The organism is Hymenobacter nitidus (assembly GCF_020447315.1).
Lineage (GTDB): Bacteria > Bacteroidota > Bacteroidia > Cytophagales > Hymenobacteraceae > Hymenobacter > Hymenobacter nitidus.
Genome location: NZ_JAJADQ010000013.1, coordinates 100,113 through 126,068, shown reverse-complemented (window position 1 = coordinate 126,068; position 25,956 = coordinate 100,113). Strand labels below are relative to the sequence as shown.

The window sequence follows — 25,956 nt, the reverse complement described above, 5'->3', positions numbered from 1 at the left end:
TTGTTAGTTGAGCATTAGCTCTACCCCAGGCTCTTGTACCGAACCCGCTTGGGCTCTACGTCGCCCAGGCGCTTCTTCTTGGCCTCCTCATAATCCGAGAAGTTACCCTCGAACCACACCACCTGCGAGTCGCCCTCGAAGGCCAGGATGTGGGTGGCCAGCCGGTCGAGGAACCACCGATCGTGGCTGATGATGACGGCACAGCCGGCGAAGTTTTCCAGCGCGTCTTCCAGGGCCCGGATGGCATTCACGTCCAGGTCGTTGGTCGGTTCGTCGAGTAGCAGCAGGTTGGCGCCCTGCTTCAGCGTGGTGGCCAGGTGCACCCGGTTCCGCTCCCCGCCCGAGAGCGAGCCGACCTTCTTTTCCTGGTCGCCGCCGCGGAAGTTGAAGTTGCTCACGTAGGCGCGGGCATTCACAGGACGGCCGGCCAGCAGCATGGTCTCGGTGCCGCCCGAAATGGTTTCGAACACCGACTTATTAGGCTCCAGCGTGTCGTGCTGCTGATCCACGTAGGCGTATTGCACCGTGGGGCCCACCTCGAAGCGGCCCGCATCGGGCTGCAGCTGCTCGGTGATAAGACGGAACAGCGTAGACTTACCAGCGCCGTTGGGCCCGATGATGCCTACAATACCACCCTGGGGCAGGGCAAAGCTCAAGTTCTCAAATAGCAGCTTGTTGCCGAAAGCCTTGCTGATGCCGTGGGCTTCAATAACCTGCCCGCCCAGCCGTGGCCCGTCGGGGATGAAGAGCTCCAGGCGCTGCTCTTTTTCCTTGGCTTCTTCGCTCACCAGCTTATCGTAGCCGGCCACGCGGGCCTTACTCTTGGCCTGCCGGGCCTTGGGCGACATACGCACCCACTCCAGCTCGCGCTGCAGGGTTTTCTGGCGCTTGCTCTCGGTTTTCTCCTCCTGTTGCAGGCGCGTCGACTTCTGCTCCAGCCACGACGAGTAGTTGCCCTTCCACGGAATTCCCTCGCCGCGGTCCAGCTCCAGAATCCAACCGGCCACGTTGTCGAGGAAGTACCGGTCGTGAGTTACGGCAATGACGGTGCCTTTGTACTGCTTCAGATGCTGCTCCAGCCACAGCACGCTTTCCGCGTCGAGGTGGTTGGTGGGCTCGTCGAGCAGCAGCACGTCGGGCTCCTGCAGCAAGAGGCGGCACAGGGCCACCCGGCGCTTCTCCCCGCCCGAGAGGTTGCCGATGATGGCATCGGCGTCGGGGGTGCGCAGCGCGTCCATGGCCCGCTCCAGCTTGGTGTCCAGGTTCCAGGCGTCGAGCTGGTCGAGGCGCTCCTGCACGGTGCCCTGCCGCTCGAGCAGCTTGTCGAAGTCGGGGTCTTCGCCGCCGAAGGCTTCATTGATTTCCTCAAATTCCTTGAGCAGGGCCACGGTTTCGGCCGTGCCTTCCTGCACTACTTCCAGCACCGTTTTGGTGGGGTCGAGCTGGGGCTCCTGCTCCAGGTAGCCCACCGTGTAGCCCGGCGACCAGACCACCTCGCCCTGAATCTGCTTGTCGACGCCGGCAATAATTTTGAGCAGGCTCGACTTACCCGAGCCGTTGAGGCCGAGCACCCCGATTTTGGCCCCATAGAAAAACGAGAGGTAGATGTTTTTAAGAACTTGTTTTTGCGGCGGGTACACTTTGGTCACGCCGGCCATCGAAAAGATAATCGTCTGGTCGCTCATGGAAGGGTAGTTGGGAGGTAAACGGGCACGGGGCCGTGGAGAAACAGAAAAACGAAATGCGGAGCGGCAAATAAGCCCCGAGGTGACCGGGAGCGGTGCAGACCGGAATTTTTACCGGCCCGTCGGCTGCTTTTGCCCGGCTGCCGCGTGTCGAACAAAGCCCGCGGAAACTTTAAACAGTTGGGGTTTTAGTAATACTCGATATTTTGCGGGCTCATTGCGCATTCTAACCGGTTGTATTTGGAGTGGCCGCACACCTGCTTTGCCTGCGGCACGTTATGGGTTTGTCATAACCGTGCAGGCTGCCAGTGCGTAGCCTACCTTTCAGAAGCTGCCTTCTGGCTTGTAGCCCCGACGGCCACAACCCACGGGGCGGCTCACCAAAGGTAGGTAGCCCGGCGTAAGATTCCGCAGAATGCGGAGCCGCCGGTAAAAAACACTGCAAACTGTTAGGCATGCCGTAAATGTTGCCCATATTTCCGCTCTGAACCCCACTTCACCCCCTATTCGCCCCGCGTTATTCGTTTATGGAACAACAAGACCACTTACTGGCCGAAGCTCGCCGTTATGGCTACATCGAGGGCGACCAGGTGTGGCTTCAACCGATAATGAACCTGCCAGCCCGGCGGGTAGGCCTGGTTAAAGATTCGGAAGAAGCAGCGCTGCTGTACTTCGCCCAACGCTTCGAGAACTTCCGCGCCAAAGTTGATGACCTCCTGCAGAAAATGGAGGAGTCGGAGAACAAGGGCTCATTTCTGATGAAGGCCCTGCACCTGAAAGAGCAAACGGCCGTCTACGATGGTCTCGGCGACTTTGAAACCCTGCACCGCCGCCTCACCGAGGCGGAAGAGAATATCAAGGTCACCATTGCCCGCAACCGGGAGAAGAATCTGGCGACCAAAATCAGCTTGATTCAGGAAACCGAAGCCCTGCGCGACACCATCGACTGGCAGGAAGCCGGCGACAAGCTCAAGGACCTGCGCCAGGCCTGGATTAAAACCGGCCCCGTGGATAAGGAGATTACCGAGGAGCTGGAGACGCGCTTCCGGGATGCAGTGGAAGAGTTCTTCGTGAAGAAAAAGGACTTCATGGCCCAGAAAAAGGCCATGACCAACCGCGTCTTCGACAAGTACAAAGAACTGATTCACAAATCGGAAGCCCTGCAGAACTCCGACGACTTCGAAGGCACCACCGCCAAGCTCAAGCAGCTGCAGCAGGAGTGGAAAGAAGTGGGCGGCTCGCTGCCCCGCAAGCAGGCCAACGACCTGTGGACGCGCTTCCGGGCGGCTCACAACCACTTCTTCGAGCGCCTCAAGGAGCACATCAATACCAAAAAGGTGGAAACCGTTTCGACGGGCCCCGACGACAACCTAAGCCGCAAGCGCGCCTTGGTAGCCGAGGCTGATGCTCTGCTGAACCGCCCCATGAACGAGGCCGTGGCCCGCGCCAAAGAGCTGCAGGCCGCCTGGAAAAAGGTGGGCCCCGTGCGCGGCGAGGAATCAGACCGGGTATGGGAGCAGTTTATCCTGGCTTGCGACAAAGTGTTTGAAATGAGTGCGTTGGAGCACTTTATTCGCAAACGTCAGGCTGGCAGCTCCGAGGTGCTGACTAAGGAAGACCAGATAAACACCCGCGTGCAGGCCCTGCGCGACTTTATCAAGTCGGATCAGCAGGAGCGTGAGGTGCTGCAGGAAAACCTGGGCAAGCTCAGCGACTCGCCCGGTAACGACACTTTCCGGACGATGCTGCAGGGAAAGGTCCGGGCCTTCGACCGCAAAATCCGCACGAAAACCGAGCTAATCGACATCTTGCGCCAGCGCTTGGTTGCGTAGCCCAACATTCAGAGGTATTTTACGTTGTCCTGCTGAAGCAACCAATCTACCTGAGCCGTGTTAAGCAAGTAGGCGGCTCACGAGTTACTTTTAAACACTACTTTTGCCAACCTTTTTTTGTAGCACACACGACTATGTATTGGACCCTCGAACTGGCTTCGTATCTGGAAGATGCCCCCTGGCCTGCCACCAAGGATGAACTCATTGACTACTCTATCCGCTCGGGTGCTCCGATGGAAGTAGTAGAGAACCTGCAGGCCCTGGAAGACGATGGCCAACCCTACGAGAACATCGAAGAAGTGTGGCCGGACTATCCGACCAAGGAAGACTTCATGTTCAACGAAGACGAATACTAGAAATTAAGAGCTCAGAACTCAGAGTTTAGAACTTAGACCACTTCATCTGGTCGACGGTACTTATAGCCCCTTCTCCGTTCTGATGTCTGAACTCTCAGTTCTAACGATTGAAAATCTGGTTGCGGGGTACGAACAGCGCGTTCTGCTCCGCAACCTTTTTTTGTGCCTGCCCGGCCCGGCTTTCGTGGCGGTTATCGGGCACAACGGCTGCGGCAAAACCACGCTGTTTCGGGCTCTTACCGGCCAGATTTCCTACCAGGGCACGGTGCGCGTGGCGGGCCAGGACCTGCGCCAGGTGCGGCGGGCGGCGGCTACCGGCCTGCTGGCGCATCTGCCCCAGCGCAGCTCCGTCGGTTTTCCGATTGAGGTGCGGGAGCTGGTCGTGATGGGGCGCTTCCGGCACCAGAGCTTCCTGAGCTCCTACACCCGGCAGGATTACGAATTGGCCGAAGCCGCTCTGCAGCGCGTGGGGGCACGGCACCTAGCGAGGCGCGACTTCACTCAGCTCTCGGGTGGCGAGCAGCAGCTGGTGTGGCTGGCCCAGCTGGCCCTGCAGGATGCCGGTCTTTACCTGCTCGACGAGCCTACCCAGCAGCTGGATGTGTACTACCGCCGCCGCGTGTTCGACCTGCTGCAGGAGTGGGTAAACCAGGCCAGCAAAACCATCCTCTGCATCACCCACGACCTCGACAACCTAGCCAGCATGCCCGGCTACCTGCTGAACCTGTCCCGCCCCGAGCCGCAGCTGCAGCCGCTGTCGGTGGCCACCGTGCAAGCCGAGCGGGCTTTTCTGGAAAGTGAGGAAAGCCTGGTAGTCTAATGTGCTGATAACTTCATGTGCTGAATGAGCGGAACGTGTCCTTGCGAGCGAAGCGCGGCAATCCGCCCTCTGCTAGTGACCCATGACCTGTTACCAGAAAGCCCTAACGCCTGCTCAGGCGTTGGGGCTTTTCAGTGAAGGAAGCTTGGTACATCTCAGAGGACGGAGTGGGTCGGCTCACGCCTCGCAAGGACACATTTTTCACATTTAGAACATCAGCACATTAAAAATTAGCACATTACCTCACCTTTCGCCCGGCCGGCCGCGCAGCACGTGCCAGATGGAGCGCATAAAGGGCCAGGGCGTCACGGAGTTCATGATGCGGAAGTTGTTTGGCCAGGAGGTGCGCTCGTCCAGGAAAGCTAAAACCCGCTCGATGGGGTTGCGCCGGAAAAGCTCACTGAAAATGTCGCGGGTCATTTCACCGCGGCGCCGCATAATATCCAGCAGCAAAGTGTCGAACAGATGGAACTGGGGCCGGTCGCCGGTTAGGTTTTTCGGCGGCTGGCCGGTGGCGGCCAGGGCAGCTACCAGCCGGGTACTGTGCTCCTGAATCCGCTTAAAGGCGTAGCCGGTGCTGGGTTTGGCCCGCCCCGCCCGGGTGCCGAGGTTGATAATATGTGCCCCCGACCGGGCAGGCAGTGGGTGGTCGGTCATGGGAATAGCCCCTACTTCCTCACTCATTACCCTATAAGACGCCACTCCCAATGTGTTGCTCAGGTAGTCCCGCACAGCGGCCTCGTAGTCGGGCTTGGGCAGCAGCTCTTCCGAAAACAGCGTGTACTCGACCAAGGCCTTGCGCCGGCCGAAGGGCAGCACGTAGATAAAACGCGCCTGCTGCTGCTGCTGACCCCGAAAATCCATAAACTCGACTGTATCGGGGTCGAATACGTCGTGCTCCGTCTCGACCTCCCACCCCACGAAGTGCTGCAGCAGGTAGCGGTACTTCTCGGGTTGCCTGTCCAGCTGGGGCGGGCGGCTGTCGAAGGCGTAGCGGGCGGAGTAGCGCCCGGCGCTGGTATGCGCCTCCACGCCCTGCGGGCCATCAACCAGCGCCTCCACTGTGGTCTGCACGAAGGTGAATTGCGGATTCTGCTCCAGGGCCGCCCGCACGAACCGGTAGAAATCCAGGCCCCTTATCATCTTGTAACGGTAGCGCTGCAGCTGAAAAACCCGCTCGAAGGTGGGGCTACGGAATGCCAGCTGCTGCCACTCGTGGGCCACAATCGGGTCAAACAGCGTGGGCGTATCCGTCCAGAACGACCAGGTCCGGTCGTTCTGATCCTTCACCAGCGGCTCTAGTATTACCACGCGCTTGTCGCGCAGCCGCGGCTCCTGGCTGATGTGGTAGGCCAGGCTAAGGCCCGCGGCGCCGCCCCCGGCCAGTAAGTAGTCAAAGTCAGGCTTCACGAAGTAAAGGAAGCACGCCGGGCCGGATTTGTTTGCCGCCCGGCATTTCCCGGGGCCGGCTTACCCACGCTGCTGGCTGAGGGCCGGCTGGGGTAAGTCGTCGGCCAGGTCCCGGATAGCCTCCAGAATATCGGCGTCGAGGTGGGAGCTGAAGTGCTGGCGACCGGGCAGAATATGCACCCGGGAGCGTAGTCGCTCCACCCAGAGCTGCTCGTTTTCCTGGTAGCCGGAGGTGTACGGGTCATCGTCCGACAGGAGCACCACCAGCTTCTCGGCCGGAATCAGGCGGCGGGCCGCCTCAAAGTCAATCGGGGCGTGAATCCAGTTCAGCACTTCCTGCCAGGGACTGTCGACGGAAAACCAGCCCGCGACGCACACCACTCCGCCCACCTGCGGCGGTGAGGCCGGATACTCGGCGCCAATTTTGGCCAGGTAGTGCAGGATAGCCAGGCAGCTAACGCTGTGGCCCACCAGAATAATGTTGGGCTGCAGCTGTGCGGGGGGCAGCACCCGGGCCAGATGGTCGATGGCCCGGTCGATGTCGGGCAGCTCCCAGGCGGGCATATCCAGCAGATGCACTTCGTAGCGGGGGCTTTGGGCCTCGTGCTTTTCCTCCAGCTCCCGCTTCAGCCACGGATACCAATCGTCGCGCGGGGTGCCACCCCAGCGGGGCACTACATAAATGTGTTTCGTTTCTGACATGAGACGAGCAAAGGTGGGAATGACACTGATAACTACTTACGCAATAAAAAGATTTGTCGAAACACCCCTGCTCTTGCGGGGCAGCCAATCGGCTTGTGGGCCCGGAGTTGTTCTTCCGGCTGACTATCAGGCATAAAAAAAGCCGGACTCGCGCCCGGCTTTTCTCGTGTTGCGGCCCGCCTAGAAGTTAGGCGACAACAGGTACTTGGAGTAGAAATCGTCGATGATTTTTACGGCCGAAGCCGCGTCGTCCACGAGCTGCACCAGGTCCATATCTTCGGGCGAGATGTTGTGCTCGTCTTCCAGCATAGCCTTCTGAATCCAGTCGAACATGCCCTGCCAGTACTTGGTACCCACCAGCACGATGGGGAAGCGGCCGATTTTCTTGGTCTGAATCAGGGTAATAGCTTCGAACAGCTCGTCGAGGGTGCCGAAGCCGCCGGGCATGCCGATGAAGCCCTGGGCGTACTTGACGAACATCACCTTGCGCACGAAGAAGTAGTCGAAGTTGATGATTTTGTCGGGGTCGATGTAGATGTTGTTGAACTGCTCGAAGGGCAATTCAATGTTCAGACCCACCGATTTGCCACCCTCGGAGCGGGCGCCTTTGTTGCCGGCCTCCATAATGCCGGGGCCGCCGCCCGTGATAACGCCGTAGCCGTGGCGCACCAGCTTGGCCGCAATTTCCTCGGCCATCTGGTAGTACGGGTTGTCGGGCTTGGTCCGGGCCGAGCCGAAAATGGACACGCAGGGGCCAATCTTCGACATTTTCTCGAAGCCTTCCACGAACTCGGCCATCACCTTGAAGATCTGCCAGGAGTCGGCAATCTTGATTTCGTTCCAGTCTTTATCTACGAAAGCCTTGCGGATGCGCTGCTCATCATCGACCTGCACCGTGCGCTCCCCGTGGGTTTGCTCCCGGATGTCGCTGATGCTGGTGACTTTGTTGTCGTTGACGTTGGGCTGAACAATGGTTTGGCCGCTGCCCGCATTAAGGGCCTCATCGGAAGCTTTCGTCCGACTGGTTTTTTTGAGTTTGGTCATGGCTACACATGGGAATTGCAGGGTCAGATGGAGGCAACGACGTTGCCCGTAGCGGTACAGCTGACCCGCTAGTGAAAAAATAAAGAGAGTGGGGGGCAAAAGAAAGCCGCCCCGCGACGGCAGGGCGACTAAAAATTGGGGCGTGCAAGTTAACAATTTGTTAACAATAGCCTAACCTCCTGCCTTAGAGTAGCCTGCTTGGCGCTTTACTTCGACCGAATGGCAATTACCGGGTCCAGATTAGACGCCAGCACGGCGGGAATAATACCGGCTAACATCCCGATTACGACCGATACGGTAAGCCCCAGCACAATATTTCCGGCGGATAAGAACAACGGCAGCGACTCCTGGGGAACCAGCGTGATGAGGAACACCAGAAAGATGCCGGCCGCGCCGCCAATTAAGCACAGAAAAACGGCTTCGAAAAGAAACTGGAACAGAATAAAGGAATTCTTGGCTCCCAGGGATTTTTGAATGCCGATGATGTTGGTGCGCTCCTTCACCGAGACAAACATGATGTTGGCAATACCGAAACCGCCCACCAGCATGGCAAACGAGCCGATGACGGCACCGGCAATACCGATGATGGAAAAGAGCTGGGTAATGGCATTGGCCAGCATTTCGGGTCGGTTCAGGGCAAAATTGTCTTCCTGCCGTGGCTTCAGCCCCCGAATGTTGCGCATCACACCCTGCAGCTCATACTCCAGATCGAGCAGGCCGGGGTCGTCGTCGGAGCCCTTTACGGCAATGGTGGGCGTCACGCCGGTCATACCGCCGGTATTTAGGGCAAACATCTTGGTAAACATGCCGAAGGGAACCAGGCAGTTGGTGTCGTTGCTGGGCGTGTCGAGCAGCTTCTTGCCCTCCTTCTGCATAATGCCAATGACGACAAATTTGCGCCCCCGGGCGGTAAACTCCTGCCCGATGGCGCTGCCGTTGGGGTAAAGGCTCTCGGCAATGGTAGCGCCGATAATAGCCACGTTACGGGCCGCGTCTACTTCCTGGGAGGTGAAATACCGGCCCTCGGCAATGGGCACATCCGACACCTTGCGGTAGTCGAAGCTGACGCCTTGCAGGGCGCAGTCCGACACGCTGTTGCTGCCCGCTTTCAGCACACTGCCACCCACGGCCCCGAAGATGGCCACACCTTTGTTGTTGGGCCCCAGGTTTTTCTGCAACTCCCGAAACTCCCGCACCGTGGGCACAGGCCGGTTGAAATACTTCCACCAGGGGTATTCACCACCGAAGGCCCAGGGCCACTTGCCCACGTAAATTACCTTGTCGCCCACGAAGCTCATACTCTTGCGCACGTTGGCCTCCAGCGAGTCGACGACGGCAAAGACGGCAATGATGGCGAAAATACCCACCGTGACGCCCAGCAGCGAAAGAATAGTGCGTAGCAGATTCGATTTGAGGGCTTGCCACGCGAAGCGGAAGCTTTCCAGAGTCAGACGCAGCGTTTTCATCGAGATGAGATGGTGAGTGGTGAAATAGTGAGTTTTATGTTTTGCGTAGCGCGGATCTGAGCAGATTGACAATCAAACTCACCATCTCACTATTTCACTATCTCACCTTTCCGGGCGAAAAGTAACGATTTATCCGGCCATAGTACGTACTTTTGCCAACCCAAAATTTTGTTAGATTCCCCTCCTATTGCCTTTGTTTTAGCCCATGAAACTGTCCGAGTTCAAATTTGACTTGCCCGAAAGCCTGCTGGCACAACACCCGGCCAAAACTCGTGATGAATCGCGCCTGATGGTTTTGCACCGTGACAGCGGCAAAATCGAGCACCGCGTGTTCAAGGACATCATTGAGTATTTCAATGAAGGTGACGTATTTGTGGTCAACGACACGCAGGTGTTTCCGGCCCGCCTGTATGGCAACAAGGAAAAGACGGGAGCTAAGATTGAGGTATTCCTGCTGCGCGAGCTGAACAAGGAAATTCACCTCTGGGACGTGCTGGTAGACCCGGCCCGCAAAATCCGGGTGGGCAACAAGCTCTACTTCGGTGAAAGCGACATGGTGGCCGAGGTTATCGACAACACCACTTCGCGTGGCCGGACCATCAAGTTTCTGTTCGACGGCTCGGACGAGGAGTTTTACAAGGCCCTCAACGACCTGGGCGAAACGCCCCTGCCCCGCGAAGTCATTACGCGCGAAGCCGAGCCGGCCGACAAAGAGCGGTACCAGACCATTTACGCCAAGAACAAGGGCGCCGTGGCGGCTCCTTCGGCGGGCCTGCACTTCACCCGCGAAGTCATCAAGCGCCTCGAAATCCGGGGCGTGGACATGGTGCCGGTGACGCTGCACGTGGGCCTGGGCACCTTCCGCCCCGTGGACGTGGAGGACCTGACCAAGCACAAGATGGACTCGGAGAACTTCATCGTGCCGGCGGAGTCGGCAGTGGTGGTGAACCGGGCCCTGGACGCCAAGAAGCGTGTGTGTGCCGTGGGTACCACCACGATGCGCGCTCTGGAGTCGTCGGTGTCGGCTCATGCTCGCCTGAAGGAAAACCAGGGCTGGACCGACAAGTTTATCTTCCCGCCCCACGAGTTCAAGATTGCCAACTCGCTGCTGACGAACTTCCACATGCCCGAAAGCACGCTGATGATGATGGCGTCGGCTTTTGCCGGCCACGAGTTCCTGATTGAAGCTTACCAGACAGCCATCAAGGAGAAGTATAAGTTCTTCACTTACGGCGACGCCATGCTGGTACTGTAGTAAGCACAGCCAGCAGCCCTGCAGTTGCTACATCTACCAAACGCCGAATGCCCACCAGGTATTCGGCGTTTTGCGTACGGGCAGTTCCGTATTTTGCGGCCTCACCCGCCTTCTTCCTATGCCCGCTTTCCCCGCATCAGTGCCTTCGGAGCCTACCGCTCCCCACTCCAATTCCCGCTTTGCCATTCTGGTGGCTGGGGGCAGCGGCACGCGTATGGGCGCCGACCGGCCCAAGCAGTTCCTGAATCTGCTGGGTGAGCCGGTGCTGCTGCACACCTTGCGCCGGTTTGCGGAGGCGGCCGTGCGGGTAGAAAAGTGCGTGGTGGTACTCCCGGCCGAGCAGTTGGAAACCTGGCAGCAGCTGTGCCACGAGCACAACGTGACTATTCCGCACGCGGTGGTGGTGGGCGGCGAAACCCGCTGGGCTTCCGTGCGCAACGGGCTGGCCCAGCTGGCCCAGGAAACGGCCGGCATCGTGGCAGTGCACGACGGGGTACGACCGTTGGTGTCAGCCGCGGTGATTGAGCAAACCTACGCCGCCGCCGCTACGCACGGGGCGGCCGTGGCGGCCGTGGCGCCCAAAGACTCGGTACGGGGCCTGGCCCAGCAGGGCTCGTATGCCATGGACCGCGCCCGGCTCCGGCTGGTGCAGACGCCCCAGTGCTTTGAGCTGGACCTGCTGCGGCGGGCCTACCGGCTGCCCGAGCTGCCCGCTTTCACCGATGATGCCAGCGTGGTAGAAGACCTGCAGCCCATCTATATGGTGCCCGGCGACTACCGCAACCTCAAGATTACAACGCCCGAAGATTTGATTGTGGCCGAAGCCCTGCTCCGCGCCGAACGGGGTATCATTTGAGGCTAAGCCGGGGCGTGTTTGCCGGGTTCGGCGTACTTTTCGGCTCGCAAATCATTCCACCCGACAACCCTTGCTATGTACACTTGCCTGCTTTACGACGCGCAGAATGGCGTGGCCACTATTACCCTCAACCGGCCTGAGGTCTTCAACGCCTTCAATAACCCGCAGAGCTACGAGCTGCAGGATGCCCTGCAACAAGCCGCCGACGACGACTCGGTGCGGGTGGTGGTGCTGACCGGAGCCGGGCGGGCTTTCTGCTCGGGTCAGGACTTGAAGGCTACGCAGGACGAAGCCGACTTCTCTTTCGCCGATACGCTTCATAAGCGCTATAACCCCATTATCCGGGCTATGCGCGCCATGCCCAAGCCCATCATCGGGCGCCTCAACGGGGTAGCGGCCGGCGCAGGCTGCTCCTTGGCCCTGGCCTGCGACGTACTCATTGCCTCCACCGACGCCTCCCTGATTGAGGTGTTTATCAACATTGGTCTGGTCCCCGATTCGGGCTCCTCCTACTTCCTGCCGCGGCTGGTCGGGACGCTGAAAGCCTTTGAGCTGTGCACGCTGGGCTCGAAAGTAACTGCCGAGGAAGCCCTGCGCCTGGGTTTGGTAAACCAAGTGGTGGCTCCGGCCGAGCTGGATGCTGCCGTAGCGACCATGGCCGCGCGCTACGCTACTGCGCCAACCAGGTCGATTGGCCTCATCAAGCAAATGCTCAACAAAGCCGGCACCGCGTCGCTGGACGAAATGCTGGACTACGAAGCCGAGTGTCAGCAGGCCGCCGGCGAATCGGCCGACTACCGGGAAGGAGTGGCCGCTTTCACGGAGAAGCGCAAGCCTGTCTTCAACGGCCGGTAATAATCTGCATGTAAACAATATCATAGCGTTAAACCCAGTCGTGGCACTCTGCTAAACGCCTGGGTAATCTGCTTTTTATTAGGAGCAGTCGTGCGGAGCAGCTTCGGGCAGCTTCCCGCTAAGAAAGCCACGAACAGTCCTTAGAAACGTTCTTTTTAAAGCCACAGGGCAGCTTTTCACCAAAGGCTGCCCTGCGGTGGTTTCGGGGCTGGCGGTAAGGGCAGCTATGCCCGGCGGTGCTCCCGCTGCTACTACGGCGGTGCTACAGCGCAGATTACCGACTTGGCCCGCACAAATATTACAATAGACTGATTGTTAAATTGTTACAAACACATGTTACTTGTTAGATATTTAAACTTTCGTTTACACTAATGCTCCTTGCAGTCTGAGGCCGAATGGTATTTATCAATATTCAAATATCTATTTTAACTCCTTTCATTCCTGTGTAGCTTATTAGAAGTAATTCATAGTCAACCACTTCTAATCTCTACACCCATGTCACACACCGCCTCCCTATTGCGAATGCTGGCCCTTGGCTCGGCTATGTTGTGCGTGAGCTGCGAAAAGGACAGCTCCCTTGCTCCCCGGAAATCGTGCGGCCCGGAGGCCGCCGCTAGTGCTAATGGCGAAGGCACCGGCGCCTACACCGCTAAAAACTACTTTCAGGTAGGCATGTGTACCTGCCTGACGGGCTTAACCCAGGCCATTGACATGACGCAGAGCAACTACGTGGAAACTCCCAACGGCAACCGGACGTCGGTGTGGACCGGGCCGGTAGCAGCCGCCCTGATGCCCCCGCTGACGCTGAACCCTACGACGGGCGTTGCGGCCTTCACGTATTTATCGTACTGGAACCGGGATGCCGACGGCGTGTACTACGACAGTGAGTGCGTCGTGGTGGCCGATGGCACCGGCGGTGGTATTGCCACGCTGACGCTGCACGCCAAAAAAGCCAAGAAGTAAGCGGCAGGCGGCAGCACCCGTTTCTACACGCAAAAGCGGCCCGGAAACTCCGGGCCGCTTTTCGTTTTACCGCCGCCTAAACCGGCAGTGTGCTAGGTGTGGGGTGCTGGGGCGGAAAGCTAGCGGAGGCGAATCGTGCGCGTGGTGCCGTTCACCGTGATGCTGGCAATGTTGTCGCAGGCCGCGGTGCCGGTGGGGTCGTAGTTCAGCAGCAGGGTTTTGCCCTTGGAGTTGCTGATGCTGACGGTGCCCGCCGTGAAATGCCGGGCGCAGCCGAGCGTGAAGTTTTTTACCAACGGGGTTTGGATCTGGGCCGTGTAGCTTACGCCCTTGCGGTTGACACCCGAAGCCTGCCCCGTTACCTGATACTTATCGTCTTGCACGGTGGGCGTGCCGAAGCCGGCCGTGCGCGAGTATACGCGCTGCGAGGTCCAGCTGTGGGTGCCGTCCGGGGTGGTGATGCTGGCATTCTGCACGCTCAGGTTGAAGGAGCCATTGCCCAGGCTGGTAAAGACCCTGGTACCGGTGTGGCGGTTGTCGTTCACGTAGTAATTTATCAGGTTGACGGTAGCCGTAGCGCCGGCCTGCACCACACCATTCAGGCGGTAGGGGCCGCCGAATACCACTACAATCTGCCCGCGCCGGGTTTTGCCGTTGGGGCACACGCAGTTGGTAGCGCCAAAGTCAATGGTCAGGGTGCGGGTTTCGGCGTTGTAGGTGCGCACGGCACAGGTGCCCACCACCCGAGCCACGTCGCCCGGCTCGCGCACGGCCCCGTTCGACACCCGCTCATTGTCGGGAGTAGCAGCTTCAATCATGTCACCGATGGAGGCGTTTTCGTCTTCCGCGTTGCCGCTGTCCTCCGCCGATTCCAGGTTTTCGGGGGCAGCATCTTTGTCGAGGTCACGGTTGCAGGCGGTGAAGCACAGCAGGCTGCTGGCCAGGGCAGCTAGTCCGAGCGAGCGAAGGATGGGATTTTTCATGCAGAGGCGGGTTGAAGAGTGTGGTATGGGTTGATTTTGTAGCCGTTAGAGGCGGAGGCTGAACCATAGTTTAACCCTTAGCAAAGTTTTTTTTCGGACCGCGGAACTATTTCATTCTGAACCACCCACGCCGATGACCGTATAGATAACCCGGCTGTACCTCCACCTTCCCGGCCGGTATCCTATGCGTTGTTCTTATCGAACCCTAGCCCTGTGGGGCAGTCTGCTGATGCTTGCTGCTGCCTGCTCGCCAGAGCAAGGGCAGAAAGACCCGGTGGCCGAGGCGCAGTTTCAGAACGAGAAGCGGATCGGCGACGAAAACGTGACGGAAAAGCAGGAGCGCGACGCCGAGTTTATGGTAGCTGCCGCCAGCGACGGTATGCTGGAAGTGGAGCTGGGCAAGCTGGCCCAGCAGAAAGCCACCCAGCCGGCAGTCAAGACCTTTGCGCAGCAGATGGCCACGCAGCACGGCGAGGCGAATGCCGCTCTGAAAACCCTGGCCGAGCAGAAAGGCCTGGTATTGCCGGCCAGCCTGGGCCGCGAGCAACAGGAGACCTACCGCACGCTTTCGGGTTTCACTGGCACCCAGTTCGACAAGGAATACATGGCCCGCATGGTAGACGACCACAAGAAAAGCGCCGATGAATTTGAGGACATGAGCAAAGACGCCTACGATGGCGACATCCGGGGCTTTGCCGCCAAATATGCCCCCGTACTGCGGGACCACCTGGACATGGCCAAGGAGGTCGATGACCAGCTAGAAGACTTACCCTAAGTACATTTCCCTTTTTTACTCAACCCAATCACTGTATGATGACCCGATTTCTTTCTCTGCTTGCCCTCGGGGCAATGCTTTCCCTGACTAGCTGTGGCAACGATGAAAAGCGCACCGACGGCACGGCCGGCGAGGCCGTGAGCGACATGGACCAGGCCGCCCAGGAAGGTGGCGTGCAGGCCGATGCCACGGTGATTGACAATGATGCCGGCGTGAACGTGACGGCCAACGCCGACTCGGCCATGGCCGATACCACTACGGCTCCTTAACCCCCCCGATTACCCCGCTCCCGGCTGCTCCTAATGCCATGCCCTGATGGCTGCAGCTACTGTACCAATACCCCCCGCTCCCCTTTTCTATTCCAACCAAACCACCTTTATATGAAACGTATTACGATGAGCCTGCTGTGCGCCAGCCTGATGAGCCTGGGCGCCTGCAGCAACGACAGCACCACGACCACGACCGACGGCACCACGAACTCGGAAGAAGCCGGTGGCAACGCCGGTGACAACTACATGAACGCGGCCACCAACGGCGACTCCTCGACTACTTCGATGCCTGCCGATGCCAGTGCGGCGGGTAGTGCCGCTGCCACGGGCACCGCTCCAGCCGATATGAACGCCAACTCTTCCGGTGCCACCGCCCCTCATTCCACCGACCCGGAGTTTATGATGTCGGCGGCGCACAGCGACCAGAATGAGATTCAGCTTAGCAAGCTGGTACTCTCGAAAGGCGCTACGGGCATGACCAAGCAGCACGCCGACATGATGATTAAGGACCACACCAAGTCGACGACGGACCTGATGGCCATAGCCAAGAAGAAGGGCGTGACCCTGCCCACCGACATGGATGCCGAGCACAAAGCCATTGCCAAACAAATGGAAAGCCTATCGGGGGCTGAGCTGGAAAAGCAGTTCCTGAATCAGATGGTGCTCGACCACCAGAAGACGCTGAACACGCTCAAAGCCCACCAGACCATGACTCAGGACGCCGACCTGCAAGGCTTCATCAGTAAGGTGACGCCCGTAGTCCAAGGTCACCTGGATATGTCGAAGAAGCACGCCAGCATGTAAGCTAGCTGCTGTAGTGAGTATAGAAAGCCGTCGGACTCGTGTCCGGCGGCTTTTTTGTTGCGGCACTTTCCCGGCGGGCGGGGTTGGCTGATCATAGCACAAACTCTATATTTGACCAGCCGGCTTACCATTGCGGGCCCTATGCACTATGGATGGTTCTGAACAGATTCAGCAACACCGCGACACATTCCAGATTGAGCGGGTAATCCTGTTTACCGATGCCGTGTTTGCTATTGCTATTACCCTGCTGGTCATCGAAATCAAGGTGCCGGAGCTGGAGCACCCCACCGAGGGCGCGGTGCAGTCGGTGCTGGCTCATTTGATACCCAAGTTTATCGGGCTCTTTTTAAGCTTCTTCATCATTGCCATTTACTGGACGGCCCATCACCGCATCTTCCGCTTCGTACGCCGCCTCGACAACCGGCTGCTGTGGCTGAACCTGGTGTTTCTGCTCAGCATCATCCTGATGCCCTTCACTACAGCCTACCAGAGCGAATACAGCCTGCTACGCACCCCCTGGATTCTGTACAGCATCAACATTGCCTTCACCGGCCTGATGCAGATTGCCCTGCAACGCCACCTGAGCAAGGCCCGCCCCCAACTAGTAGCCGCGCCCGAGCACGAGCATCCCGACCTAGATATAGCCCGGCCGCTGATGTCGCCGGTAGTATTTATCAGCAGCATTGCCCTGGCCTTCGTACTGCCACCGCTGGCCCTGCGCCTGATACCGGCCGTAGCGTTTCCGCTGCTAGCCTTTCTGCAGCGCAAACGCTACCGGCGCCTTACGGCTGCTTACCAGCAGCGGCATGGAGCAACCGTGCTGGCTTAACAGCCGCTATAATTCTTATTTGGCTGGGCCCACGGCCGAGGCTTCCCACTGCAATTCGTAAGAATCGCACCGTAAGGCATTGATGTTCATGCGGAAGCGGCCGGCAGCTGTTTTGCCCGTGAGCTTGCCGCCCAAATCGAAGCACCAAGCTGATGCGCCGCCGTTCGGGGGCTCACAGATGCGGCCGGCAACTGTGCCATTGGTAACTGCAAAAGTACCCTGCGGGCCGGTAGCACCCAGCATTTCCAGCTTACCGTCGCAGCGCCAATACCCTTTAAACGTAACGTCGCGGATAGTTTTGCCGTCGGGAGCCAGCACAAAGCTGAGCGTATTGCCCTTCATGCCATTGGTAAACTTGCCTTCGAAACGGGTGCCGGTCGGCGGGGTGGTAGCGGCACCAGCAGCTAGGAGTGCCAGAATTGGGAGCAGTAGAAAAACGCGCATAGACAGAAAAAAATGAGGCCGGGAAATAATCATTTCCCGGCCTCATTTGCAATACCTTACTCTTGCTTACGCCTCAGCGTACTTACTACTCCTGAGCTCCTCGGCCAGGAAGCGGGCCGTGTGGCCTTTCTTCACCTTGGCCACCTGCTCGGGCGTGCCCTGGGCCACGATGGTGCCCCCACCCCCGCCACCCTCAGGCCCAAGGTCAATGATATGGTCGGCGACTTTAATCAGGTCCAGGTTGTGCTCGATGATAAGTACCGTGTTACCCTTGTCGACAAGCTTCTGGAGTACGTCGGAGAGGTGGTTAATGTCTTCGAAGTGCAGGCCGGTGGTGGGCTCGTCGAGGATGTAGAAGGTTTTGCCGGTGTCCTTTTTGCCCAGCTCGGTGGCCAGCTTCACGCGCTGGGCCTCGCCCCCACTCAGCGTAGTAGCCTGTTGCCCCAGGGTGAGGTAGCCCAGACCTACTTCGTTCAGCACCTGAATCTTGCGCAGAATCCGGGGCTGATTTTCGAAGTACTCCACCGCTTTTTCCACCGTCATGTCCAGAATGTCGGTGATGCTCTTGCCCTTGAAGCGCACTTCCAGCGTTTCGCGGTTGTAGCGGCGGCCTTTGCAGGTTTCGCAGGGCACGTGCACGTCGGGCAGGAAATTCATTTCGATGGTGCGCATGCCGGCTCCTTCGCAGGTTTCGCAGCGCCCACCTTTCACGTTGAAGGAGAAGCGGCCCGGCCCGTAGCCCCGGATTTTGGCCTCGGGCAACGAGGCGAACAAGCTGCGGATTTCGGTGAACACGCCCGTATAGGTAGCCGGGTTGGAACGCGGCGTGCGGCCAATCGGCGACTGGTCGACCTCGATTACCTTGTCAATCAGCTCCAGGCCTTCGATACTCTGGTAGGGCAGTGGGTCGCGCTTGGCGTTGAAAAAGAACTGGTTGAGAATCGGGTAGAGCGTGTCGTGAATCAACGACGACTTGCCCGAGCCCGACACGCCCGTAACGGCTACCAGCTTGCCCAGCGGGAACTTGGCCGTGACGTTCTTCAGGTTGTGGCCGGTGGCGCCTTTCAGCACCAACTGGCCTCCGTCGCCCTTGCGCTTCTGGCGGCGCAGCTCGATGTGCTTCTGCCCGCTCAGGTACTGCGACGTGAGGCTGCCCGACTGAAAAATATCCGTGGGGGAGCCCTGGGCCACGATATGGCCGCCGTGAATACCCGCGCCCGGACCAATGTCGAGCACGTAGTCGGCATTCATAATCATGTCCTTGTCGTGCTCCACCACAATCACCGAGTTGCCGATGTCGCGCAGGTGCTGCAGGGCCTTGATGAGCCGCTCGTTGTCGCGCTGGTGCAGGCCGATGCTGGGCTCATCCATGATGTAGAGCACGCCCACAAGCTGGGTGCCAATCTGGGTGGCCAGGCGAATCCGCTGCGACTCCCCACCCGACAAGGTGCGGACCGAGCGGTGCAGGCTCAGGTACTCCAGGCCCACTTCCAGCAGAAAGCCGATGCGCTTGCGGATTTCTTTCAGCAGCTCCCGGGCAATCAGGTTCTGGCGGTCCGAAATCCGGCTTTCCAGGCCTTCAAACCACTGGGCCAGCTGAGCAATGTCCATCACCGACAGCTCCCCGATGTTCTTGTCGGCAATCTTGAAGTGCAACGACTCCTTTTTGAGGCGGTAGCCGTGGCACTCGGGGCACTCTTTGGCCTGGGTGTACTCCTGAATCCAGGCGCGGATATTCTCCGAGTCGGAATCCATCTGGCGGCGCAGAAACGGTATAATGCCCTCGAAGGGCTCCACGTAGCCGGCCTTCTTGGGGTCACTGCCTTCCTCTTCTTCCACGCCGTAGAGCAGCTTTTCGAGCAGGTCGGCGGGTAGCTTGTCGAGGGCGGTGGAGAGGCTGGCTTTGTGGCGCTTGAGAATGGTGCTCAGCTGCTGAAAAATCCAGATGTCGCGGTACTCGCCTAAGGGCGCGATGCCGCCGCGGCTGATACTCAGCTTCTTGTCGGGCATCACGCTGTCCTCGGTAATCTCCTGCACCTCGCCCAGGCCATTGCAGGTGGGGCAGGCCCCGTAGGGCGAGTTAAACGAAAACGTATTGGGCGCCGGGTCGTCGTAGGCAATACCGGTCGTCGGGTCCATCAGGAAGCGCGAGAAAAACTGCGTCTTACCCGAGTCCGAGTCCAGCACCAGCATCGTGCCCTTGCCGTGGGTCAGGGAGTTTTGCACCGAGCCCGACAGCCGGAACCGGTCTTCCTTCGTGGCCTTGAGCCGGTCGATAACGATTTCAATGTCGTGGATTTTGTAGCGGTCCACCTGCATCTTGGGCGTAATGTCGAGCAGCTCCCCATCGACGCGTACTTTGGTAAAGCCCAGCTTGGCAATCTGCTGAAACAGCTCCCGGTAGTGACCTTTGCGCCCTTTTACGACGGGCGCCAGCACCACCAGCTTCTTGTCGGCGAAGTGCTTGAGGATATAGTTGATAATCTGCTCGTCGCTCTGCCGGATCATCTTCTGCCCCGTAGCGTAGCTGAAGGCCTCGGCCGTGCGGGCGTAGAGCAGGCGCAGAAAGTCGTAAATCTCGGTGATGGTGCCCACCGTGGAGCGGGGGTTGCGCGAGGTGGTTTTCTGCTCGATGCTGATAACCGGCGACAACCCTTCGATTTTGTCCACGTCGGGGCGCTCCAGCCCGCCCATGAACGAGCGGGCGTAGGCCGAAAACGTCTCCATGTAGCGGCGCTGACCCTCGGCATAAATCGTGTCGAAGGCCAAGCTAGACTTGCCCGAGCCCGAAATGCCGGTGAACACCACCAGCTGGCCCCGCGGAATCTGGACCGACACGTTTTTCAGGTTGTGCTCCCGGGCGCCGTACACTTCAATAAAAGGGGCCTCCACATCGGCAGCCCGCTCCGGCTGGGGGGCAGGCGGGGCCATTACAGCGGCAGAATGAGCAGAAGCACTAGGGGCAGTCGTTTTCTTAGCCATGCAAGCAGGTCGAATAAGTCCGCAAAGGTACGCAAAACGCGGCCCTTTGGCTACCCCGAATAGCTTATTTGCCAGTGGTTTTAGCCCCTGACTTCGAGGGTAGCCGCCAGTAGTTGACCTGGCAGCAGAGGAGTTACAACACGGAGGCTGGGCAGATTGTCCCGTTCCAATCAAAATTAATATGGTGGCCCGCGCAACGCCGCCGAGCTGAACCGTGGCGGGTTGGCGCCGTATTTGCCAGAGCTCCGCTTTACGTTCCCTTCATTATACCCCACCAAACCATGAAACTGCTCAAAATTGCCGCGGCGGGCCTGTTTGCCCTCTCCCTGCACACCACCACGGTCCAGGCTCAGGTTAATATCAACATCACGCCGCCCTCCTGGGGTCCGGCGGTGGGCCCCAACACGCAGTACTACTACATTCCGGAAGTGGACGGCTACTACGACGTGCGCGACCGGCAATACGTGGTGCAGCGCGAAGGCCGGTGGAGCCGGGTACGCAATGCCGGCTACGATACGCGCACCTTTCACCCCGTAGTAGTCGATTACGTGGGGGCCCAGCCCTGGGTACGCATTGAGGAGTACCGCACCAAGTACAAAGGCCACCCGCACGGCATGCCCCCCGGCCAAGCCAAGAAAATGCGCAGCGGCCAGACCGTCATCGTCAACCAGAATGCCGTGTACGAAGGCAACTCGGGCAATGGAAAAGGCAACGGCAAGGGCAACGGGAATGGCAAAGGCCACGGAAATGGCAAGAACAAGCACTAAGGCCGCCCCGGCAGTATAGTACAGCGCAAGGCCTCTCCTACGGGAGAGGCTTTTTTGTGCCGATTATTGTGCGGTATCTCGCGTAACATTACACCTTAGTCCCAGCTCTTGCTTATGCCCCTCTGGTTTACGCGTCGTCGGTCTTTGCTGCTGGTATTTCTGCTGGCCATGGCTCTGCTGTGGAGCAATGCCTACTTCGTGCTGGTCAACCACCCGGCGGCCTATACCATCGATGAGCGCAGCTACCTGCAGATGGCCCAGGGCAACTTCGACGTGCCCGTGACGCACCGCTACCGGGTGGTACTGCCGCTGGTGGCTGGCGCGCTGGCCCGCAGCATCAGCGGAGTTACGAGCCTTATTTCCCCCTCGAATACACCGCCCATCGGCAGCAGCTTTTTCCTGCTGAATGTGCTGCTGCTGAGCCTGGCCGGCCTGCTGCTGTACCGCACGGCACGGGCCCACGGCGCGGCCGCCGGACCGGCACTCATTGGCATGGCGGCAGTAGTGTGCAGCGGCACGGCCAGTTACATCAGCGGGCTGGTGCTCGTGGATAGCGCGGTGGTGCTGGCCGTAGCGGCGCTCTGCTACGCCGTGCGCGTGAAGGCGGCGGGCCTGCTGCTGGCCGTAATAGTACTGGGCCCGGTGCTGAAGGAGTCATTTCTGCTGTTTCTGCCCGTGGCCTTACTCTACGGCCGCTTCGTGCCGCTGTGGCAGCGGCTGCTGGCGTTGCTGGGCGCGGCGGGGCTGGTGGTGGCCCTGCACGCGGCCGTCGATGCGTATACGCCGGCCGCGGCGGTAGGCAGTGTGGCCAATGCCCTGGAGCACGGGCGCAACATTCTCAGCAACCTGAAGTGGCTTTTGTCGCCGCGCGGCCTGTTTATCTGCGGGGGCGTGTTCGGCTTGTTTAATCTGGTACTGCTCGCAGGCTTCTGGGGCGGCCGGACGGCTATTCGCTCGTGGCTGGGCCTGTTGCAGCCCGGCCCTACCCTGCTGGTACTGGCGGCCGTGCTGGCCCACATGCTGCTCTCGGGCGAAATGAGCCGCATGCTGCTGCTGGCCGGGCCCGTGGTGGCTACTGCCGTAGCGCTTATACTTGACCGTCACCCGCTGTTCGCGCCACTGCGGCAGTTACTGGGCGCGTCCGCTAAACCGGATTCCGACTTACCTGCTTCCGGCCGAAATCCGTAAGCAGAAACTCCACCCTGTTTGCTTCACGCCATGCCCCAGAATCCGTATCAACCCATCAGCTGCAGCTTCTACGACGAGCTGGAAGCCCGTGCCACCACCCGCCAGGTCTGCACCCTGCTCTACCGCACCGAGCCCGACACGCCGCCGAGCACCTACACCGGCATTATCACCGACCTGTTCATCAAAGACAAGGTGGAGTATTTGCGCCTGGAAGACGGCTTCGAGCTGCGCCTCGATGCCTTGGTAGCCGTGGATGACAAGGAGCTGCGCAATTACTGCTGAAGTAAGCATACAAAACAGAAATGGCGGACCTGATCAGGTCCGCCATTTCTGTTTTGTATGCTCTAAACGCTGCACTTCCTAAAACTCGGCGCTCTTGGGGAAGCGGGGGAAGGGAATTACGTCGCGGATGTTGCCCATGCCGGTCACGAACAGCATGAGACGCTCGAAGCCTAGCCCGAAGCCGGCGTGAGGCGCGGTGCCGTACTTGCGCAGCTCCAGATACCACCACAGCTCTTCCTCGTGCACGTGCATTTCGGCCATGCGGGTGGTGAGCTTCTCCAGACTTTCCTCGCGCTGCGAGCCGCCGATAATTTCGCCGATGCCGGGAAACAGCACGTCCATGGCCCGCACGGTTTTGTTGTCGTCGTTGAGCTTCATGTAGAAGGCCTTGATATCCTTGGGATAATCGGTCAGGATAACGGGCTTCTTGAAGTGCTTTTCTACCAGATACCGCTCATGCTCGCTCTGCAGGTCGGTACCCCAGTCCACGGGGAATTCGAACTTCTGCTTGGCCGTTTTCAGGATTTCCACCGCTTCGGTGTAGGTCAGGCGGGTGAAATCGTTGTCGACCACGAACTGCAGGCGACCCAACAGCTCCTTGTCGTACTGCTCGTTGAGGAACTTGAGGTCGTCGGCGCAGTGGGTCAGGGCGTAGCGCACCAGGTGGCGGAGGAAGTCCTCGGCCAGGTCCATGTTGTCCTGCAGGTCGTTGAAGGCCACCTCGGGCTCAATCATCCAGAACTCGGCCAGATGGCGGGCGGTGTTGGAATTCTCGGCCCGGAACGTGGGCCCGAACGTGTACACTTTGCCCAGCGCCATGGCGGCCACTTCGGCTTCCAGCTGGCCCGAAACGGTCAGGTTGGTTTGCTTGCCGAAGAAGTCCTGCTTGTAGTCTACCGCCGACTTGTCTTCCATCAGGGGCGGGTTCTGGTCGGGCAGCGTGGTTACGCGGAACATCTGGCCGGCACCTTCCGCATCGGAGCCCGTCACGATGGGCGTGTGCACGTAGTAGAAGCCGTGGTCGTTGAAGTACTGGTGCACGGCAAAGGCCATAGCGTGCCGGATGCGCAGCACCGCGCCAAACGTGTTGGTACGGGGGCGCAGGTGGGCAATTTCGCGCAGGAACTCGAGGGAGTGGCCTTTCTTCTGGAGCGGGTAGGTTTCGGTGTCGGCCTTGCCATACACCGTAATTTCCGACGCCTGAATTTCCACGCTCTGGCCTTTGCCCTGGGAGGCGACCAGCTTGCCGCGCACCATCACGGCCGCGCCGTTTTCGACGCCGTCGGCCTTGAGCGTTTCCTCGGGAAACTTCTCGGCATCGGCCACCACCTGAATGGAATTGAAGCCGGAACCGTCGTTGATGGCAATAAACTGCACATATTTATTCCCGCGGCGGGTACGCACCCAGCCTTTCACCACCACCTCACGCTCCAGCTCCTGGCTCTGGAGCAGCTCCTGCACACTCGACCTTCTGACAGACATCGGACTTAGCTTTCTGTATTGTAAACGTTAAGTCGGCAAAGGTAGGACTTTTGCGGGGTGCAAAAATCAGTTTACCGGATTCGCCTCGTTTGTTTTGTGATTCGGGGCCGGCGGCGTTGTTTTGCCAAAATGATGTGGGGCCCCGGGCTCAACTTTTTTGACCTAACTCAAGTACAGAAAGGTCTATATTTGAAGAGAACCCCGCTGGCACTTTACCGTGGGGTTACACGCTTTCCAGAGTATGCAAAGACTTGACATGAAACAGCTTCTCTCGCAGAAGCTGTCTCCCCAACAGATACAATTCATTAAGCTGCTGCAAATCCCGACAGCAGAGCTGGAGGCGCGCATCAAGGAAGAGCTGGAAGTGAATCCGGCCCTGGAGGAGGGCGACGAAAACACCGACGACGAGGTAGAAGACCAGGAGCGCGACGACGAGGCCGACGATTCGGACGACTTCGACGACCCCGATTCCGAGTTTGACTCCGACGATAACACCCTCGACGAAGACTTCGATCAGGGCAGCGAGGAACAGCCCGAAATTGAGATTCCGACCAAGGAGGATGACCCGGTCGACAACACCAAGGACAATGAAGAGCTGGACCTGGGCGATTACCTGAACGACGACGAAATAGCGGGCTACAAGATGCAGGGCGACGGGCCCGGTGAGCCCGAAGACGACCGGGAAATGCCCCTGGCCGATACCGGCGCCTCCCTCACCGATGCCCTGCTCGACCAGCTGGGCTTTGCCGACCTCGACGAGAAGCAAGAAGCCATCGGCCGCCAGCTGATCGGCTCGATTGACAACGACGGCTACATCCGGCGCGACCTGTCGGCCATTGCTAACGACCTGGCTTTTTCGCAGAACATCGAGGCCGATGAGGCCGAAATCGAAGGCGTACTCCACCTGATTCAGAGCTTCGACCCGGCCGGTATTGCCGCCCGCGACCTGCAGGAGTGCCTGTTGCTGCAGCTGGAGCGGCGGCATCAGGATGAGCTGACTGAGCACGCCGAGCGGATTCTGAGTGAGACGTTCGACGAGTTTACCAAGAAGCACTACCAGCGCATTCAGCAGAAGCTGGACCTGGAAGACGACGAGCTGAAGGAGGCCATTGCCCTGATTCTGAAGCTGAACCCCAAGCCCGGCGGCACTGGCCCCGTGGGCATGGGCAAGGTGCAGTACATCATCCCCGACTTCATCCTGACCAACGACAACGGCGTGTTCAACCTCACGCTGAACGCGCGCAACGCCCCGGACCTGCGGGTGGCCCCGGCCTACACCGAGATGTTCCAGACCTACGACAAGGCGGCCAAGAAGGACAAGAAGATGAAAGAGGCCGTGACCTTCGTGAAGCAGAAGCTCGACTCGGCCCGCTGGTTTATCGACGCCATCAAGCAGCGCCAGCAGACCCTGCTCAAAACCATGGACTCCATCGTGCGCTACCAGCACGACTTTTTCCTGGAAGGCGACGAAAGCAAGCTGCGCCCCATGATTCTGAAGGACATAGCCACCGAAATTGGTATGGACATCAGCACCGTGAGCCGGGTGGCCAACTCCAAGTCGGTGCAGACCGAGTTTGGTATCTACCCGCTGAAGTACTTCTTCTCGGAAGGCATTGCCACCGACTCGGGCGAAGATGCCAGCTCCCGCGAGGTGAAGCACATCCTGAAGGAAATCATCGAGGGCGAAAGCAAAAACCGCCCGCTCAGCGACGATAAGCTGGAGAAAATGCTCAACGCCCGCGGCTATAACATTGCCCGCCGCACCGTAGCCAAGTACCGGGAGCAGCTTAATATTCCAGTAGCTCGTTTGCGCAAAGAGCTGTAGGCCTCACTGGAAAGCATTGCAAATCACAAAGAGCCGCCGGAAGCATTTCGGGCGGCTCTTTGTGTACCTGACTATTGAGAGG

At 59.2% G+C, this 25,956-nt stretch carries 24 protein-coding genes; 15 read left to right on the top strand and 9 right to left on the bottom strand.

The features are described 5' to 3' along the window. Positions 1-20 precede the first annotated feature (20 nt). Positions 21-1,685, bottom strand: a complete 1,665-nt coding sequence (gene ettA, locus LGH70_RS20815) for an energy-dependent translational throttle protein EttA (protein WP_226189693.1) — start codon at positions 1,683-1,685, stop codon at positions 21-23. 527 nt (positions 1,686-2,212) lie between these two features. On the opposite strand from ettA, the gene LGH70_RS20810 reads away from it, so the two are divergent. The 3 genes from LGH70_RS20810 (at position 2,213) to LGH70_RS20800 (ending at position 4,693) form a co-directional block, all read left to right on the top strand. Continuing rightward, positions 2,213-3,517 carry a DUF349 domain-containing protein gene (locus LGH70_RS20810; RefSeq protein WP_226189691.1) on the top strand — a complete coding sequence of 435 codons (1,305 nt, stop codon included), beginning with the start codon at positions 2,213-2,215 and terminating at the stop codon, positions 3,515-3,517. 134 nt (positions 3,518-3,651) lie between these two features. After that, positions 3,652-3,873 (top strand): DUF2795 domain-containing protein, encoded by a 222-nt coding sequence (locus LGH70_RS20805; RefSeq protein WP_019948259.1) that lies wholly within the window; start codon positions 3,652-3,654, stop codon positions 3,871-3,873. Positions 3,874-3,955: 82 nt separating this feature from the next. Further along, on the top strand, positions 3,956-4,693 hold the full coding sequence (locus LGH70_RS20800; protein ID WP_226189690.1) for an ABC transporter ATP-binding protein: 738 nt from the start codon (positions 3,956-3,958) through the stop codon (positions 4,691-4,693). A 243-nt stretch (positions 4,694-4,936) separates the two neighbouring features. Here LGH70_RS20800 and LGH70_RS20795 read toward each other — a convergent pair whose 3' ends face one another. The 4 genes from LGH70_RS20795 to LGH70_RS20780 all read right to left on the bottom strand — a co-directional run bounded on the left by LGH70_RS20795 (position 4,937) and on the right by LGH70_RS20780 (position 9,315). Further along, the gene (locus LGH70_RS20795) at positions 4,937-6,103 is read right to left on the bottom strand and encodes a lycopene cyclase family protein (RefSeq protein ID WP_226189689.1); all 1,167 of its coding nucleotides are present in this window, start codon (positions 6,101-6,103) and stop codon (positions 4,937-4,939) included. 60 nt (positions 6,104-6,163) lie between these two features. After that, positions 6,164-6,805, bottom strand: coding sequence for an RBBP9/YdeN family alpha/beta hydrolase (locus tag LGH70_RS20790; protein WP_226189688.1), 642 nt, complete (start codon positions 6,803-6,805; stop codon positions 6,164-6,166). A gap of 180 nt (positions 6,806-6,985) precedes the next feature. Further along, positions 6,986-7,849, bottom strand: coding sequence for an LOG family protein (locus LGH70_RS20785; protein ID WP_226189687.1), 864 nt, complete (start codon positions 7,847-7,849; stop codon positions 6,986-6,988). 206 nt (positions 7,850-8,055) lie between these two features. Next, positions 8,056-9,315, bottom strand: coding sequence for an ABC transporter permease (locus tag LGH70_RS20780; protein WP_226189686.1), 1,260 nt, complete (start codon positions 9,313-9,315; stop codon positions 8,056-8,058). 205 nt (positions 9,316-9,520) lie between these two features. Between LGH70_RS20780 and queA the strand changes: the two genes are divergently transcribed. From queA to LGH70_RS20760, 4 genes are all read left to right on the top strand, one after another. Further along, positions 9,521-10,570, top strand: coding sequence for a tRNA preQ1(34) S-adenosylmethionine ribosyltransferase-isomerase QueA (gene queA, locus LGH70_RS20775; protein ID WP_226189685.1), 1,050 nt, complete (start codon positions 9,521-9,523; stop codon positions 10,568-10,570). Between the two features lie 118 nt (positions 10,571-10,688). Further along, positions 10,689-11,426: a 2-C-methyl-D-erythritol 4-phosphate cytidylyltransferase gene (locus LGH70_RS20770; RefSeq protein WP_226189684.1), complete on the top strand. Its 738-nt coding sequence runs from the start codon at positions 10,689-10,691 to the stop codon at positions 11,424-11,426. A 75-nt stretch (positions 11,427-11,501) separates the two neighbouring features. Next, positions 11,502-12,281 carry an enoyl-CoA hydratase-related protein gene (locus tag LGH70_RS20765; protein ID WP_226189682.1) on the top strand — a complete coding sequence of 260 codons (780 nt, stop codon included), beginning with the start codon at positions 11,502-11,504 and terminating at the stop codon, positions 12,279-12,281. A 495-nt stretch (positions 12,282-12,776) separates the two neighbouring features. Then, positions 12,777-13,244, top strand: coding sequence for a hypothetical protein (locus LGH70_RS20760; protein ID WP_226189680.1), 468 nt, complete (start codon positions 12,777-12,779; stop codon positions 13,242-13,244). A 119-nt stretch (positions 13,245-13,363) separates the two neighbouring features. Here the strand turns inward: LGH70_RS20760 and LGH70_RS20755 are convergent, their stop codons facing one another. Next, the gene (locus LGH70_RS20755) at positions 13,364-14,227 is read right to left on the bottom strand and encodes a hypothetical protein (protein WP_226189678.1); all 864 of its coding nucleotides are present in this window, start codon (positions 14,225-14,227) and stop codon (positions 13,364-13,366) included. 184 nt (positions 14,228-14,411) lie between these two features. Here LGH70_RS20755 and LGH70_RS20750 point away from each other — a divergent pair, with 184 nt between their 5' ends. From LGH70_RS20750 to LGH70_RS20735, 4 genes are all read left to right on the top strand, one after another. After that, positions 14,412-15,002, top strand: coding sequence for a DUF4142 domain-containing protein (locus tag LGH70_RS20750; protein WP_226189676.1), 591 nt, complete (start codon positions 14,412-14,414; stop codon positions 15,000-15,002). 74 nt (positions 15,003-15,076) lie between these two features. Next, positions 15,077-15,271: a hypothetical protein gene (locus LGH70_RS20745; RefSeq protein ID WP_226189674.1), complete on the top strand. Its 195-nt coding sequence runs from the start codon at positions 15,077-15,079 to the stop codon at positions 15,269-15,271. Positions 15,272-15,382: 111 nt separating this feature from the next. Next, on the top strand, positions 15,383-16,075 hold the full coding sequence (locus tag LGH70_RS20740; RefSeq protein ID WP_226189672.1) for a DUF4142 domain-containing protein: 693 nt from the start codon (positions 15,383-15,385) through the stop codon (positions 16,073-16,075). A gap of 148 nt (positions 16,076-16,223) precedes the next feature. Beyond that, positions 16,224-16,904, top strand: a complete 681-nt coding sequence (locus tag LGH70_RS20735) for a TMEM175 family protein (RefSeq protein ID WP_226189670.1) — start codon at positions 16,224-16,226, stop codon at positions 16,902-16,904. Positions 16,905-16,919: 15 nt separating this feature from the next. On the opposite strand, the gene LGH70_RS20730 is transcribed toward LGH70_RS20735, so the two are convergent. Next, on the bottom strand, positions 16,920-17,348 hold the full coding sequence (locus tag LGH70_RS20730; RefSeq protein ID WP_226189668.1) for a hypothetical protein: 429 nt from the start codon (positions 17,346-17,348) through the stop codon (positions 16,920-16,922). Between the two features lie 66 nt (positions 17,349-17,414). Beyond that, entirely contained in the window at positions 17,415-20,279 is a 2,865-nt protein-coding gene (gene uvrA, locus LGH70_RS20725) for an excinuclease ABC subunit UvrA (RefSeq protein ID WP_226189666.1), read from the bottom strand. A 332-nt stretch (positions 20,280-20,611) separates the two neighbouring features. On the opposite strand from uvrA, the gene LGH70_RS20720 reads away from it, so the two are divergent. The 3 genes from LGH70_RS20720 (at position 20,612) to LGH70_RS20710 (ending at position 22,567) form a co-directional block, all read left to right on the top strand. Next, a complete protein-coding gene (locus LGH70_RS20720; RefSeq protein ID WP_226189664.1) occupies positions 20,612-21,097 on the top strand; it encodes a hypothetical protein in 486 nt (161 codons plus the stop codon). A gap of 114 nt (positions 21,098-21,211) precedes the next feature. Continuing rightward, complete coding sequence (locus tag LGH70_RS20715; protein ID WP_226189662.1) at positions 21,212-22,285, top strand: hypothetical protein; 1,074 nt, start codon at positions 21,212-21,214, stop codon at positions 22,283-22,285. Positions 22,286-22,315: 30 nt separating this feature from the next. Continuing rightward, positions 22,316-22,567, top strand: coding sequence for a hypothetical protein (locus LGH70_RS20710; protein WP_226189661.1), 252 nt, complete (start codon positions 22,316-22,318; stop codon positions 22,565-22,567). Positions 22,568-22,645: 78 nt separating this feature from the next. On the opposite strand, the gene asnS is transcribed toward LGH70_RS20710, so the two are convergent. Further along, positions 22,646-24,049, bottom strand: coding sequence for an asparagine--tRNA ligase (asnS, locus tag LGH70_RS20705; RefSeq protein WP_226189660.1), 1,404 nt, complete (start codon positions 24,047-24,049; stop codon positions 22,646-22,648). A gap of 241 nt (positions 24,050-24,290) precedes the next feature. On the opposite strand from asnS, the gene rpoN reads away from it, so the two are divergent. Further along, positions 24,291-25,874, top strand: coding sequence for an RNA polymerase factor sigma-54 (gene rpoN / locus LGH70_RS20700; protein ID WP_226189659.1), 1,584 nt, complete (start codon positions 24,291-24,293; stop codon positions 25,872-25,874). The last annotated feature ends 82 nt before the right edge of the window (positions 25,875-25,956 follow it).